Annotated in this window: 12 protein-coding genes and 1 pseudogene; 2 read left to right on the forward strand and 11 right to left on the reverse strand. The window is 72.1% G+C overall.

Annotated elements, in window-relative coordinates:
• Positions 1-116: 116 nt before the first annotated feature.
• A complete protein-coding gene (locus ASC60_RS23540) occupies positions 117-1652 on the reverse strand; it encodes an aldehyde dehydrogenase (NADP(+)) (protein ID WP_055554141.1) in 1536 nt (511 codons plus the stop codon).
• 131 nt (positions 1653-1783) lie between these two features.
• Between ASC60_RS23540 and ASC60_RS23545 the strand changes: the two genes are divergently transcribed.
• Positions 1784-2554: an IclR family transcriptional regulator gene (locus tag ASC60_RS23545; RefSeq protein ID WP_055554143.1), complete on the forward strand. Its 771-nt coding sequence runs from the start codon at positions 1784-1786 to the stop codon at positions 2552-2554.
• Between the two features lie 99 nt (positions 2555-2653).
• Entirely contained in the window at positions 2654-3634 is a 981-nt protein-coding gene (locus ASC60_RS23550) for an aldo/keto reductase (protein WP_055554144.1), read from the forward strand.
• Between the two features lie 72 nt (positions 3635-3706).
• Here ASC60_RS23550 and ASC60_RS23555 read toward each other — a convergent pair whose 3' ends face one another.
• The 10 genes and pseudogenes from ASC60_RS23555 to ASC60_RS23600 form a co-directional block, all read right to left on the reverse strand.
• Complete coding sequence (locus ASC60_RS23555; protein WP_079038569.1) at positions 3707-4927, reverse strand: right-handed parallel beta-helix repeat-containing protein; 1221 nt, start codon at positions 4925-4927, stop codon at positions 3707-3709.
• A gap of 281 nt (positions 4928-5208) precedes the next feature.
• The gene (locus tag ASC60_RS23560; protein WP_055554148.1) at positions 5209-6504 is read right to left on the reverse strand and encodes a polysaccharide lyase family 1 protein; all 1296 of its coding nucleotides are present in this window, start codon (positions 6502-6504) and stop codon (positions 5209-5211) included.
• Positions 6505-6542: 38 nt separating this feature from the next.
• Complete coding sequence (locus tag ASC60_RS23565; RefSeq protein WP_055554150.1) at positions 6543-7355, reverse strand: rhamnogalacturonan acetylesterase; 813 nt, start codon at positions 7353-7355, stop codon at positions 6543-6545.
• Between the two features lie 77 nt (positions 7356-7432).
• Positions 7433-8770: a sugar ABC transporter substrate-binding protein gene (locus ASC60_RS23570; protein WP_055554151.1), complete on the reverse strand. Its 1338-nt coding sequence runs from the start codon at positions 8768-8770 to the stop codon at positions 7433-7435.
• A pseudogene (locus ASC60_RS23575) lies at positions 8767-9285 on the reverse strand (pectate lyase); the annotation flags it as partial. The gene ASC60_RS23570 and the pseudogene ASC60_RS23575, both read right to left, overlap by 4 nt.
• Before the next feature lie 77 nt (positions 9286-9362).
• Complete coding sequence (locus ASC60_RS23580) at positions 9363-10898, reverse strand: glycoside hydrolase 43 family protein (RefSeq protein WP_055554156.1); 1536 nt, start codon at positions 10896-10898, stop codon at positions 9363-9365.
• Complete coding sequence (locus ASC60_RS23585) at positions 10895-11668, reverse strand: DUF6807 family protein (RefSeq protein ID WP_055554421.1); 774 nt, start codon at positions 11666-11668, stop codon at positions 10895-10897. The genes ASC60_RS23580 and ASC60_RS23585 overlap by 4 nt, the downstream gene beginning before the upstream one ends.
• 56 nt (positions 11669-11724) lie before the next feature.
• A complete protein-coding gene (locus tag ASC60_RS23590; protein ID WP_055554158.1) occupies positions 11725-12942 on the reverse strand; it encodes a Gfo/Idh/MocA family protein in 1218 nt (405 codons plus the stop codon).
• Positions 12943-12980: 38 nt separating this feature from the next.
• Positions 12981-13889, reverse strand: a complete 909-nt coding sequence (locus tag ASC60_RS23595) for a carbohydrate ABC transporter permease (protein WP_055554160.1) — start codon at positions 13887-13889, stop codon at positions 12981-12983.
• Positions 13886-14824, reverse strand: coding sequence for a carbohydrate ABC transporter permease (locus ASC60_RS23600; RefSeq protein WP_055554161.1), 939 nt, complete (start codon positions 14822-14824; stop codon positions 13886-13888). Before ASC60_RS23600 ends, ASC60_RS23595 begins: the two co-directional genes overlap by 4 nt.
• Positions 14825-14840: the final 16 nt, after the last annotated feature.

A 14840-nucleotide genomic window follows, 5' to 3' on the forward strand; every position in this document is an offset into this window, starting at 1 on the left:
TTCCGCCCCGGATCCGTTCCCGCCCGGGATCCGTTCCGGTCCCGGAACGCGCGGCGGCCGTCGGGCGCGCGGGACAGGTCCGCGCGCCCGACGGCCGTGCCGTCACCGGAGGGGGGTCAGCCCTGCTGTTCCCGGATGCCGTTGACCCGGCGGGGCAACCCGAGCGGGTTGTCGTCGCGCAGCTCCGGCGGGAGCAGCGCGGGCGGGGTGTCCTGGTAGCTGACCGGCCGCAGCCAGCGCTCGATGGCGGTGCCGCCGACCGAGGTGGAGGTGGAGGTGGTCGCCGGGTACGGGCCGCCGTGGTGCTGGGCGGGCGCGACGGCGACGCCGGTCGGCCAGCCGTTGACCAGGACCCGGCCCGCGAGCGGGGTCAGCTCGGCGATCAGCTCACCGGCCCGGCCCTCGGTGCCCTCGGCCTCGGCGGCGGAGATCTGGACGGTGGCGGTCAGGTTGCCCTGGAGGCGGCCGAGGACGGCGGTGATCTCGGCGTCGTTCTCGTACCGGGCGACGACGGTCACCGGGCCGAAGCACTCCTCCAGCAGCACATCGTGCGGGCCCTGCTCGGCGAGGCGCGCGGCCGGGACGGTGAGGAAGCCGGGGCTGACGCTGTGCTCGCCGCCGGAGCCCGGGGTCACCGGGGCCTCGACGTCCGCCAGCTCGGCGCGCTCCTTGACCCCGGCGACGAAGTTGTCGCGCATGCGGTGGTCCAGGAGGACCCCGGCGTCGGTGTTGCTGACGGCCTCGGTGAGCGACTTGACCAGCGCGTCACCGGCCGCGCCCGCGGGCGCCAGCACGAAGCCGGGCTTGGTGCAGAACTGGCCCACGCCCAGCGTCATCGAACCGCCGAGCCCGGAGCCGATCTGGTCGCCGCGCTCGGCGGCGGCCGCCTCGGTGACCACGACCGGGTTGAGGCTGCCCAGTTCGCCGTGGAAGGGGATCGGCACCGGCCGGGCGGCCGCGGCGTCGTAGAGGGCGCGGCCGCCGCGGATCGAGCCGGTGAACCCGGCGGCGGCGATCAGCGGGTGCTTGATGAGCTCGATACCCGCCTCGAAGCCGTGCACCACGGAGATCACGTCGGCGGGCAGCCCGTGCCGCTCGGCGGCGCGGCGCAGCGCGGATGCGGCCACCTCGGAGGTCGCGGGGTGGTCGGGGTGCGCCTTGACGACGACCGGGCAGCCCGCGGCGAGGGCGCTGGCGGTGTCGCCGCCGGGCACGGAGAAGGCGAGCGGGAAGTTGCTGGCGGCGTAGACGGCGACGACGCCCAGCGGCAGCTTGTAGCGGCGCAGATCGGGCCACGGCGGGGTCTGGGTGGCGTCGGCGTGGTCCACGTGGACGTCGAGGAAGGCGCCCTCGTCCACGATCTTCGCGAAGGACCGGAGCTGGTAGCTGGTCCGGGCCAGCTCGCCGGTGAGCCGGGCCGGGCCGAGCGCGGTCTCGGCGTCGGCGGCCTCGACGATCGTGTCACGGGCCTCGTCGAGCAGATCGGCGGCGGTGCGCAGGAAGGCGGCGCGCACCGTACGGTCGGCGAGGGAGCCGCGTGCGGCGTCGGCCGCCCGCACCACCTTGTCGACCTCCTCCGCCGTGGCTTCGACCGCTACCTGCTCACGCTGCTTTCCGGTTCGGGGGTCGACGCTCCACACTGGTGCTGACACCGCGGATTCCTCCTGCTGTGTTACCGCTTCTTGCGTCTCGCACATCGACTGTTGTTCGATATGCTGAACGCTGTCCCGGTTGATGAATTCCATCGGGACTCTATGGCTGGTCGAACAGAGGGGTCAAGGCGATGACAGCTGCCGAGACGGGCGGGGCCCAGGTCAAGTCGGCGGTCCGCACGGTCGAACTGCTGGAGTTCTTCGCCGGACGGCCCGGCATGCACAGTCTGGCATCCGTGCAGGAGGCCGTGGGCTACCCCAAGTCGAGCCTCTACATGCTGCTGCGCACCCTGGTCGAGCTGGGCTGGGTGGAGACGGACGCGACCGGCACCCGGTACGGCATCGGGGTGCGGGCGCTGCTCGTCGGCACGTCGTACATCGACGGCGACGAGGTCGTGGCCGCGGCCCGGCCCACCCTGGACCGGCTCTCGGACGACACCACCGAGACCATCCACCTCGCCCGGCTCGACGGCACCAACGTGGTCTACCTCGCCACCCGCCAGTCCCAGCACTATCTGCGCCCCTTCACCCGCGTCGGCCGCCGCCTCCCGGCCCACTCCACCTCGCTGGGCAAGGCGCTGCTGGCCACGTACACCGACGAGCAGGTGCGCAAGCTGCTCCCGGAGACGCTGAGCCCGCTCACCGAGCACACGCTGACCGACCGCGAGCAGCTGATCGAGGAGCTGCACCTCATCCGCGAGCAGGGGTACGCGGTGGACCGCGAGGAGAACACCCTGGGCCTGCGCTGCTTCGGCATCGCCATCCCGTACCGCACCCCGTCCCGGGACGCCATCAGCTGCTCGGTGCCGGTGGCCCGGCTCACCGCGACCCATGAGCAGATGATCAAGGACGCGCTGTTCGACGCCCGCGACCGCCTCACCCTCGCCACACGCCGCCTCTGACCCGCCTGCCCCGAGGGGCTGACATCGGGCGTGCGTCAGTGGTCTCCTGTGACCGGCCGAAGCCGAGGCGGCTGTCAGGGGCCGGGAGAGGAGACCGCCGTGGAGTACGCGCGACTGGGCATGTCGGGGATCAAGGTGTCGCGGATCTGTCTGGGCATGATGAGCTACGGCGACCCCTCGTACCGGGCATGGCAGCTGGACCTCGACGCGTCCCGGCCGATCGTGCGGCGGGCGGTGGAGAGCGGGGTGACCTTCTTCGACACCGCCGACATGTACGCGGTCGGCCGCAGCGAGGAGATCACCGGCGAGCTGCTGGCCGAGTGCTTCCCGCGGCGCGACGACTATGTGCTGGCCACCAAGGTCTACCACCCGATGGGCCCGGGCCCCAACGACCGGGGGCTGTCGCGCAAGCACATCCTGGCCGGGATCGACGCCTCGCTGCGGCGTCTTGGCACCGATCACGTGGACCTGTACCAGATCCACCGCTACGACCATGAGACGCCGGTCGAGGAGACGATGGAGGCGCTGCACGACGTGGTGCGCGCCGGGAAGGCCCGCTACATCGGCGCGTCCTCGATGTACGCGTGGCAGTTCGCGAAGGCCCAGCACACGGCCGACACGCACGGCTGGACGCGGTTCGTCTCCATGCAGAACCACTACAACCTGCTGTACCGGGAGGAGGAGCGGGAGATGAACCCGCTCTGCCTGGACCAGGGCGTCGGCGTCATCCCGTGGAGCCCGCTCGCGCGCGGCCTGCTGGCCGGGACCCGCGACCGGGACCGCACCGGCTCCACGACCCGGGCCGCCAACGACCCCCTGGTCGAACGGTGGTACGCGGACGCCGACTTCGACATCGTCGACGCGGTGCGCGCGGTCGCCGGGGAGCGCGGCGTCTCCCCCGCCCAGGTCGCCCTGGCCTGGCTGCTGAGCCGCCCCGCCGTGACGGCGCCGATCGTCGGCGCCACGAAGCTGTCCCATCTGGAGGACGCGGTGGCGGCGGTGGACCTGACCCTCGACGACGACGAGATCGCCCGCCTGGAGGCCCCCTACCGCCCCCGGGCCATCATGGGCCACTCCTGAGCCCCTTGAGCCGCTTGAGCCCCTTGAGCCGCTTCACCGCCCGCCGGGCCTTCGTCCGCCCGGCGGCGGCGCTCAGTTCATGGCCGAGCCGACCTCCGTATCACCGGCGACCACGAGGAAGCTGGTGACGGGCAGCGAGCCGTCCTGCCGCCGGGCGCCGTACGCCGTGCCCGGTTCGGTGGACACGAACGGCGGGGTGATCGAGGCGTCGGGGTTCCAGTTGTTGCCCCGGGAGACCGCCGACTCCCCGGTGTCGGCCTTGCCGCGCTCGTTGGCCACGGCGAGGTTCTGCTGGAGCAGCACGCGGGAGTCGGGGAAGGAGTAGCCCCGGCCCTGGTTGGCGTAGGCGGTGGTGCGCAGCAGCCGCAGGGCGCCGGTGTTGCCGCCCGCCGCGAAGCCGTTCTTGGAGTTCTTCCAGGCGGCGGACGCCCGGACGACATGGGCGGGGGTGGGCGCCGCGTCGGTGTCGGCGCCGAGCTGGAATCCGCTGCCGTCGCCCTCGAAATCGCGGATGCCCCAGCGGTTGATGCCGTTGCCCCAGGCCCAGGAGTGGTCGATGGCGACGGGGCTCGCCCACATCCACAGGTCGAGGCCGTCGTCGCTGTTGTCGAAGAAGCGCGACCCGGTGATCACGTTCCCGGAGCCGGAGCCATGGGTGATCGCGATGCCGTCGGCCCTCTTGCCGCCGCTGGCGTCGTCGTGGTTGCCGTAGGAGTCCAGGTTCCGGATGAGGTTGCCGTCGGTGTGGTCGCCGCGGAGGGTGAACCCGGTGTCGCCGTTGCCGCGCGTGGTGAGGTTGTTGAAGACGCCGCGCGAACAGGAGGTGCAGACCAGGCCGCCGCCGGGGGCGTTGCGCAGTTCGAGGCCGGAGACGGTCCAGTAGTCGGCGCTCAGGGAGAGCAGGGAGGCGCCCTCGCGGAGCCGGGAGCCGTCGACCCTGACCTTCTCGCCCCGGTACGGCCGCAGCCGGACGCGGTCCTCGGCGGTGCCGCTCACGGAGCTGCGCAGGGTCCGGGTCGGGTAGTACGTACCGCCGCGCACCTCGATGGTGGTGCCGGGCTTGGCCACGGCGAAGGCCTTCTCCAGCGTGCGGTACGGAGCTGCCGGGGTGCCCGCCTGGCTGTCGTCGCCGCCGGGCGCCACGTAGACGGTGGTCGGAACGGCGCTCGCGCCCTCGGGCGAGGCGGTCAGGTACACCCCGGCCACGGCGGAGGCCACGATCACGGCGCTCCCGAGCGACAGGGTGCGGTCCTTGCGACGGCGGTGGCGACCGCGGCTTCGCCTCACTCTCATGGCAACTCCTGTTCTGCGTCGAGAGAGCGGGCCGTGGGATCCTGAACGACCCGCTCCATGGCGTAGTTGCCGCCGATCCAGATTAGGTTGCCGCCGTCTGGAGATTCTCAGATTACGGAATCACGATCGTCCAGCGATAGGCCATGGCAACTGTTGATCATTCTGCGACCCGCATTGCCCGGCAGTCCAATTGGAGTTGACCACAACATCGGCGGGGAAGGGGGAGGCCGGGCGGGGCCGGTTGACGCCCGGTCTCCCCCGCTCAGGGTGCCGGCGAGGCGTCAGAGGCGGCCCGCGCCCGCGTCCTTGCCGACGATGCCGGGCACCGCGCGGGGCGCGTCGACGCGCGTGCGCAAGCTCGGGGTCCAGCCCGCGTCGCCGCCCAGTTGCTCATCGGGGACGCCCGCGTTGTGGAGGGCGAGGAGATCGGCCGGCTTACCGCCCACCTCGTTGTTCTTCGCGGTCAGTGCCGTGCCCTTCCACTTCTTGATGATCTTCGCGGGGTCGACGGAGGACGGCACCGTGAAGGCGTTGGCCTCGGCGAAGAGCTGGGATTCGGCGCCGACGCCCCAGCTGTACGCGTAGCCGCTCCGGGGCGCGACGAAGTGGTTGTTGTACGCGTCGACCTTGCCGAACCGCACGCGCGGCGCGCGCTCCACGATGTTCTTGAACAGGTTGTGGTGGAGCGTGACACGGAGCTTGCCGCGGTCCGTGGCGCCCGCGCTGTCGCTGTTGCCGATCATCAGCGTCTTGTCGTGGTCGGCGAACACGTTCCAGGAGGCGGTGACCAGGTCGGCGCCGCGCACCACGTCCAGTTCACCGTCGTGCTGCTGGTAGAGGCGGCCGTAGTAGCTGGGCTGGGCGCTGTCGGGGCGGCGGCCGTCGGTGAAGGTGTTGTGGTCGACCCAGACGTGCGTGGAGCCGTGGACGACCAGGTTGTCGTACTCGGAGTTCCAGTTGCCGTCGTCGCCGTCGGTCGGGTCCCAGGCGGGGAAGCAGTCGAAGGCGTCCTCGAAGGTGAGGTTGCGGACGATGACGTCGTCCACGCCCCGGATCTGGAGGCTCGCGCCCAGCAGCCTGGCGTTCCGGCCGACGCCGAGGATGGTCGTGTGGGAGCCGACCTTCAGCTCGACGCGCTCGTACTGCCGGGCGGCGGACGCGGCGCGGGCGTCCTCCTGCGGGCCGGACGGGGCGGCCTTGCCCCAGGTGGCCGGGTCGTACGCGGTGAGGTACGCGTCCAGGGAGTAGCCGTCGGTCGCGTAGTCGGCGCAGGACAGCGGCTTCCCGGCGTCGTCGGTGTTGGCGTCGATCGTTCCCTTGACGTAGATCAGCCTCGGGGCCGGGTCGCCGTCGCCGAGGGCCTTCACCAGCTCGGCCCGGTTGGTGACCGTGAAGGTGTGCGCCTTGTCGGCTGCTGAGCCGCCGGTCGTGCCGCCGTCGGCGGAGGCCCAGCCGTCACCGGCCGGGAGGGCGCCGTTTTGGGGCGTCCGGGCGGCCGCCGACGGGCCCTGGGCCACGCCGAGGGCGAGTGCGGCACAGCCGAGCACGGCGGCCACGCGGGCATGACGTCTGAACATGGTGGCTCCTGGAGACGGGGGACGGGGAAGGGGGGTGGCTACCAGGTGATCCAGCTGTCCGGGATCGCGGCGTCCAGCCGCCGGACATCGCCCGGCCGCAGCACCCGCCGGGCCGCCAGCTCGCGCGCGACGAGCCGGGCCACCTCGATCGCGCCGTGCGGCTGGAAGTGGGTGTTGTCCTGGACCCCGGCCGGGTAGTTGGGCGACTCCCCCGGCCGCAGCCAGTTGAAGCAGCCCTGGGTGGCCACGGGTCCGAGCCGCTGCCACAGCGCGAGGCTGGACGCCTGTACGTCGACCAGCGGCACCCGCTCGGCGCGGGCGAGGCGGCGTACGGCGTCGGGGTAGGCGCCGTGGGTGGGCAGGGCGTTGCCCGCCGCGTCGAACCTGCGGCGCTCCACGGAGGTCAGCAGCACGGGGTGCGCGCCGCGCTCGCGCGCGCCGTCGAGGTAGAGCCGCAGATACCGCGGATACGTCGTCTGCGGATCGGTGCCGCGCGCCGGGTCCTCGGTCTTCTCGTCGTTGTGGCCGAACTGGACGAGGAGCAGGTCGCCGGGGCGGAGGGCGGCCAGGATGGGGGTGAGCCGCCCCTCGTCGTAGAAGCTCTTGGAACTGCGGCCGTTGACGGCGTGGTTGGCGACCGTGAAGCGGTCGCCGGCCAGGAAGAACGGCAGGGCCATGCCCCAGCCGGTCTCGGGCGCGGCGGTGGGCTGCTTGGTCGCGGCGGTGGAGTCGCCCGCGAGGTAGACGGTGGTGCGGGCCTTCGTGGCGGCGGCCGCCACCGCGCCGGGGGCGGCGAGGGCGAGCGGCAGCCCGGCGAGGGACGCGGCCGCGCGTCTTCGGGTCAGGGACATGACGAGACCTTTCGTACGAGGCGGGGCCGAGGCGGCCGCCGGTGCGGTGCGGCCGCCCCGTACACGCGCGGGAACCGCTACTTCCGGTGCTTCTTCCAGTCGGCCTGGGCCTTGTTCAGCTCCCCGGCGACCTTGTCGCAGAAGGCCTTGGCGGTCATCTGGCCCAGCAGCACCTTCTGGAAAGCGGGCTCGTTGTCGGCCTTGCTGATGTTGTTCCAGTCCGGGAGGTGGTACGGCAGCTGGACGACCTTCGTCCGCGGGTCGTTCAGCGACTCCAGGGCGGCCTTGGTCGGCGGCGCCTGGTTGATCCACTCGTCGTCGGCGGCGCCGATGTTGGCGGGGATCGCGCCGACGTCCTCGTTCCAGAGGCTGTTCATCTCCGGGGAGGCGGCGAACTCGATGAACTTCCAGGCGGCCGCCTTGTTCCTGCTCGCCTTGAACAGGCCGAGGCCGTCGACCGGGTTGGAGACGATCGTGCGCGCCGACCCGGCCCGGGACGGCGGCAGCGGTATGCCCGCGATCTTGTCCTTGCCGAGCTGCTTCACATGGTCGACGTAACTGCCCAGGTTGTGCTGGAGCATGCCGATGTCGCCCTGGTCGAACTGGGCGACCATCTTGGCGAAGTCGTTGTTCAGGTCGGCGGCGGGGGTGACCTTCTTGAAGAGGGCGACGTACTTCTCCAGCGCCGCGACGTTCTCGGGGTCGTTCAGCGTCGTCTTGTCGCCGTCCCAGAACGAGGAGATCCCCGACTGGGCGTACATCATGTCCAGCGCCTGGGCGATCGAGCCCGCGCCGCCGCGCAGGGTGAAGCCGAACTTGTTCCTGCCCTTGTCGGTCAGCTTCTCGGCGGCCTTGTAGAAGGCGTCCCAGGTCGTCGGGGCGGGGAGGTTCGCCGACGTGAACAGGTCGGTGCGGTACCAGAGGGTGCCCTGGTTGGCCGAGGTCGGTACGGAGTACAGCTCCTCGTCGTCCCCGCCGGCCGCGCGGACGCTGTCCACCATGTTCTTGATCAGCTTGCCCTTGAGAGGGCTGTCCTCGATGCGGTCGGTGACCGGGTCCAGGGCCCCCTGGGCGGCGATGTTCGCCAGGTACGCGGTGCCGACGCCACCGACGTCGGGGAGGCTGTCGCCACCGCTCTGGATGGCCGTGTCGTACTTCGACTGCACGTTCGTGATCGGAATAGGAACGTACTTGACCTTGATGTCCGGGTTCTTGGCCTCGAACTTGGCGATGATCTTCTTCCAGACCGCCGTCCGGGGGCCGCCGTTGTTGTCCCAGAACGTGATCGTGCCCTTGCCGGACCCCTCCTCCCCGGTGGTCGACCCGTCGTCACCGCACGCGGTGGCGGTGAACGCGAGGCTGAGGACGACGGCGACGGCCGCGGCGGCTCTGTGGTGCGGGGATGGTTGCTTCATGATGCGCGTCTCCTGGTCTGTTGGGGTGCCCGGCCGTCCGTCCCCGCGAGGTAGTCGGCGACCTCGTGGTGCGCGGCGTCGGCCTCGTTCATCTGCGGCCGTCCGGCGGCGGGATCCGGCCCCGCCGCGCCCGGTCCGGTGTTGCGGTACTCGGTGAAGCGGGCCTCCTGCCACGGGAATCCGCTCATGTCCGTCCAGGGGGCGGACTTGACCGCGGCGGGGAGGCGCGTATCGCGGATGAGCACCTGCGCGACCGCGTCCGGCTCCCCGCCGGGGTGCCACGGGCGCCCGAGGTGGAAGGTCTGATCGGGCGCGTCGCTCACGACGCGGCCGCGGGTGATCAGGAAGCCGTGGGGGTTGCCCTTCCAGGTGCTCGCGGCGGTGATGGGGTGGCGGGCCGTGACGTCGCTCGCCGCGATGACAACGGTGGCGCTGCCGGTGGATGCGCCGTACTCGGCGGGGGTGTCGTGGACGATGGTCGTGTCCGCGCGGTGCCTGCCGGTGCCGAGGAGCACGGCGACGTCGCGCGGCCCCGCCGCGTCCTGGGCGGAGCCCACGGTTTCGGGGAGGGGCGGGGTGGGGGACATCTCCATCACTCGGCTCCGTCCGTCACCCGGAAGTCGGCGAAGGTGGCGTGGCCCGCCGCGCCGCGCCCCGGCGGGGCGGCGGCGAACAGGCCCAGCAGGGCGCCCACCCACCGCCACGGCGTGGCGGCGAAGACGGGCCCCGACGGGCGGAAGCCGTCGCCCGTGTCGGCGAAGAAGCGGCACCGCGCGCCGGGCGCGACCTCGATACGGAGGCGGGCCCGGGCGGCGGGGGCCGGGCGGGGGTGTTCCGCGTCGCGTTCGCGCTCCATGCTCACGCCGGCGAAGCGGTGGACCAGGCGGACGCCGTCCGCCGCCCGCTCCAGGCCGATCCAGCCGAACGCGTCGCCCAGCACCGCCAGCCCGGCCTTGGCGCCCACGGCCTCGCTCTCCAGCGCCAGGTCGGCCGTGACCGTGAAGGACTCGGCGGGCAGGCGTTGGACCAGGACGTTCGGCAGCTTCCGCAAGTCCTCGGCCGCATCGGCCCGGTGGCACGTCAGCCACAGCCCGGAGCCGTCGTGCGCGGTCGTCCAGCCCGCCGCGGGGTTGGCCGTCCAGGACCACTGGGGGCCGTACCGGCCCTGGGGGAAGACATCGTCCACGGCCGGGGCCTGGATCTCCGCCGTGGTCCCCTTCGGCTTGCGGTACCACGCCACCGGCTCGCCCTCGTCGCCCGCCACCGGCCAGCCCGCGTCGTCCCATCGCATCGGCTGGAGGTGCACCACGCGCCCGTAGGCGCCGCGATGCTGGAAGTGGAGGAACCAGTCCTCGCCCTCCGGGGTGTCCACCCAGGCGCCCTGGTGCGGGCCGTTGACGTCGGTGCGGCCCTGGGCCAGGATCGTCCGCTCCTCGTACGGGCCGAAGAAGTCCCGCGAGCGGAAGGCGCCCTGCCAGCCGGTTTCGACGCCACCGGCCGGGGCGAAGATCCAGAACCAGCCGTCGCGCCGGTAGAGCTTGGGCCCCTCCAGGGTGAACCACCCCGGGATGGTGTCCCCGTCCACGATGACGCGGCCGTCGTCGAGGAGTTCCCGGCCGTCCGGGCTCATGCGGTGTCCGGTGAGCCGGTTGTTGACGCCGGAGCGGGACTTGGCCCAGGCGTGGACGAGGAAGGCGTTGCCGTGTTCGTCCCACAGCGGGCAGGGGTCGATCAGGCCCTTGCCCGGCTTGATCAGGTGCGGGGCGCTCCACGGCCCGCGCGGGTCGCGGGCGTTGATCTGGTGGACGCCGGTGTCGGGGTCGCCCCAGAAGATCCAGAAGCGGCCGTCGTGGTGGCGGATGCTGGGCGCCCAGACCCCGCAGTCGTGGCGCGGGAGGGCGAAGGCGCCGGCGGGTTCGAGCCGTTCCAGGGCGTGTCCGAGGACGCGCCAGTTGACGAGGTCCCGGGAGTGCAGGACGGGCAGTCCGGGGGCGCGTCCGAAGCTGGAGGCGGTGAGGTAGTAGTCCTCGCCGACGCGGACGACGTCGGGGTCGGACCAGTCGGCGTCGAGGACCGGGTTGCGGTACGTGCCGTCGCCGAGATCGGCCCGCCATACGGGTCCGCTCATACGGCCGCTCCCTTGTCCGACAGCTGCCCCGCGATCCGCGCCGCCTCGTCCCGACCCAGGCATCCGTCCACGACGGCGGTGACGACGCGCCGGGTCACGGTGTCGGCGGGGGCGATCGTCAGCGGCCGCCTCCGGGTGTCCAGGGCCGAGCCGACGCCAGGGTGCTCACCGGTGCGCACGTACCAGGGGGCGGAGCGGGTGTCGCCGGTCGCCCCGGCGAAGACCAGCGTCCAGTCCTCGGCGGCCAGCGCCACCCAGTCCGCGCACCGCCCGTCCACGGCGGCCTCGCCCTCGCCGCCCGCGCTGAAGACCCGTGGCGGCTGCGGACGGCGCGGCGCGCTCCAGAAGAAGCCCCCGCCGGACCCGGAACCGGCGCCGCCGACGCCGATCTCCTGGCCGCTCACATTGGTGAGCGCCGTGGTGAAGTCCAGCGCCCAGCACCCCGCCGACAGGGGCCGCACCGCGACCGTGCGCCGCTCCAGCAGCAGGTGCCGTCCGCCCGCGCCGCCCCAGGACAGCTCCTCCACGAATCCGTCCGGGTCGCGCAGCAGCCAGCCCAGGTGACGCTGGCCGCCGTAGGCGTCGGGCACGGCCATGGACACGCCCGGCTGGTCGGTGACGGTGACGCCGCCGAGGGTCCGTACCGGGTGCAGAAAGGGGCGCGGGGCGGGCGTCCCGGCGAGCTGCGGCCGGTGGACGTACGTACCGACGGGCCGGTTCTCGTGGCGCAGCACGGTGCAGGGGGGACGGTTGGTGAAGGACGCCTTCATGGGCGCGTTCACGGGTGCGTTGATGGGCGCGTTGATGGGCGCGTTGATGGGTGCGTTCATGGGTGCGGGACCTCCGCGGGGGGTGCGGCCCAGGGGGCGCGCAGTTCGGAGTACAGAGCGAGGCGCTCGGCTCCGGCGGCGACCAGCTGGTCGATGCCGGTGACGACGCGCCGCTTCGCGCCCGCCGACGCGCCCGCACCGGGTTCGGTGCGCCAGGCGTCCGCGGGCAGCGGGACCGGTGCGGGGGCGGTGCGGACCGCCTCGACGACGCGCATGAACGCGCCGGTGCGGTCCGGTGGGACGAGCAGTTCGGTGCCGTCGCGCACATGGGCCGCCAGGTTCTCCAGCAGGTCGGTGCGCGCGTAGTGGGTGGTCTCGGGGGGCGCTCCCGCGCGCTCTACCCGGACCCGGTCCTGCTTGTACCAGAAGGTGATGCGGCCCTGGTCGCCGTGGACGACGACGTACGGCTCGCCGGGTTCCTCCGCGCACAGGGTGACGGCGGCGGTGAGGGTGGTGCCCCAGCGGGTCCGCACGCGCAGGCAGGAGGTGTCGTCGGCCTCGATGTCGTTGGCCCGGTACAGCTCCAGTTCCAGGGCGGTGATGTCCTCGGCGCGGTCGGCGCCGTCGATGCGCAGGGCGGTGGCGACGGCGTGCGCGAGGGGGTTGGTGAGGACGCCGTCGATGACGTCGTGGCCGCCCAGGGTGCGGTGCCCGGCCCAGGGGGCGCGGGTGTAGTAAGCCTCGTCGCGCGACCAGGCCCCGGCGGCGCCGATGCCCCGTACGGTGCCGATGGCTCCGTCGGCGATGAGCTTCCGGATGGCGGGCAGGGCGTGGGAGCCGAGGGACTGGAAGCCGATCTGGCAGGCGGTGCCGAGGTCGGCGAGCCCGTCGCGCAGCCGGGTGAACTCGGCGTAGGAGGGTGCGGGCGGCTTCTCCAGCAGCAGCTGCGCGCCGTGCGCGGCGGCGGTGAGGGCGAGGTCGGCGTGGGTGTGGATCGGGGTGCAGATGACGGCGATCCGGGCGCCGGTACGGGCCACCAGCGCACCGAGGTCGCCGGACTGCTCGGGTCCGGGCTCGCCGAAGCCGTCGCCCAGCTCCTCCGCGTCGAGCCGCCGGAGTTCGCACACCCCGGCCAGCCGCACCAGCCCCTCCCCCGCCAGCCGCCGGATGTTCTCCAGGTGCCAGCGGCCGTGCCCCCGCGCGCCCGCCAGGACGACGGGTACGGGTGCGTGTCCCTCGGTTGCCCCGCGTCCCCCGGGGTGTGTCGTGCGCATGGTACGAACCTCCTTGCCCGCGAAAACGGTGACCGGGGTCAGCCCTTGACGGCGCCCGCGCTGAAGCCGGTGATCAGCCACTTCTGGATGAAGGCGAAGACGATGACGACCGGCACCGCCGCGATCACGCCACCGGCCGCGAGGGCGCCCAGGTCGACGCTGTCGGCGCCGATGAGGGTGTTGAGGCCGACCGGGATGGTCTGCGTGTCCTGCGAGCTGAGGAACATCAGCGCGAACAGGAAGTGGTTCCAGCTGTGGACGAAGGCGAAGGAGCCGACCGCGATCAGCCCCGGCCGCAGCAGCGGCAGCACCACCGCGCAGAAGGCCCGCAGTCTCCCGCAGCCGTCCACCCAGGCCTGTTCCTCCAGGGAGACCGGCACGTTCTTGATGAAGCCGCTGATGAGGATGATGGACAGGGGCAGCTGGAAGACGGTCTCCGCGATGATCACACTGCCCAGCGAGTTGATCATCTGGAGGTTCTTGAAGATCTCGAAGAGCGGTACGAGCATCAGCGCGCCCGGGATGAACTGCGAGGCGAGCAGGGCCAGCATGAAGCCCTTTTTGACACGGAAGTCGAAGCGGGCGAGCGCGTAGCCGCCCGCGAGCGCGACCACGGTCGTCATCACCAGCGACGCGACGCCGACGATCATGCTGTTCTGGAAGAAGGTTCCGAAGGCGCGCTCGTTCCAGACCTTCGCGAAGTGCTCCCCGGTGACCGGCCACGGCACCAGCGAGGTGGAGCCCGCCGGGCGGAGCGCGAAGAGCAGCATCCAGTAGAAGGGGACGAGGGTGAACAGCAGATACAGGCCCAGCGGCGCGTAGATCTGCCAGCGCGGTACGCCGTCGTCGAGCGAGCGTCCGCGCCGCCTGCCGGTGGCGGCGGGCGGGACGGGGGCTGCGGGGGCGGCCTCGGACCGGTGGTCCTGTTCCGCAGTTACGGCGGTCACTTGGTGTCGCCTCCGAACTTGCTCAGGCGCAGATAGAGGATCGAGCAGAAGAGGAGGATCACGAAGGCGACGGTGGTCAGCGCGGAGGCGTAGCCGAAGTCGTGGCCGTTGATCCCGGTGTTGGCGACGTACAGCGGCAGCGTGGTGGTCTGCCCGGCCGGGCCGCCACCGGTGAGCGTGTAGAGCAGGTCGACGTTGTTGAACTCCCACACCCCGCGCAGCAGGGTCGAGAGCACGATGGCGTCCTTCAGGTGCGGCAGCGTGATGTGGAAGAACTGCCGCGCCCGCCCGGCGCCGTCGACCGAGGCCGCCTCGTACAGGTCCCCCGGGATGGACTGCAGGTCGGCGAGGATGAGGATGGCGAAGAAGGGCACACCGCGCCAGAGTTCGGCGAGGACGGCGGCCCAGAAGACGGTGCCGGTGTCGGAGAGCACGGAGGTGCCGTACGTGCCGATCCCGGCGTCCGCGAGGTAGCGGCTGATGCCGGTCGACGGGTTGTACAGCAGCATCCAGATGGTGGTGGTCAGCACCCCGGAGACGGCCCACGGCGAGAAGACCAAGGCGCGGGCGATGCCGCGTCCGATGAAGGTCTGGTTGACCAGCAGGGCGAGCGCCACGCCGAGGACGAGTTGCAGCAGCACCTCGGTGACGACCCATGTGCCGCTGAAGGTCAGCGCGTCCCGGAACTGCGGGTCGTCGGTGAAGATGCGGGTGAAGTTCTCGAAGCCCGCGTAGCCGTTCCGCCAGGGCTTGGTGACGTTGTAGTTCTGCAGGCTGTAGTAGAGGACGCTGAGCATCGGATAGGCGATGAAGCCCAGCATCAGCAGCCCGGCGGGGGCGATCAGCAGGTACGGGAGGCGGCGTGGTGTCGCCCCCGTACGGCGCCGGGTGCCCCGGGGGGCGACCCGGGGTTGTTCCGCCACGGCGTCGGCCATGACTGCTACTCCGTTC

It is taken from the genome of Streptomyces sp. NBRC 110028 (genome assembly GCF_001417735.1).
Taxonomy (GTDB): Bacteria; Actinomycetota; Actinomycetes; order Streptomycetales; family Streptomycetaceae; genus Streptomyces.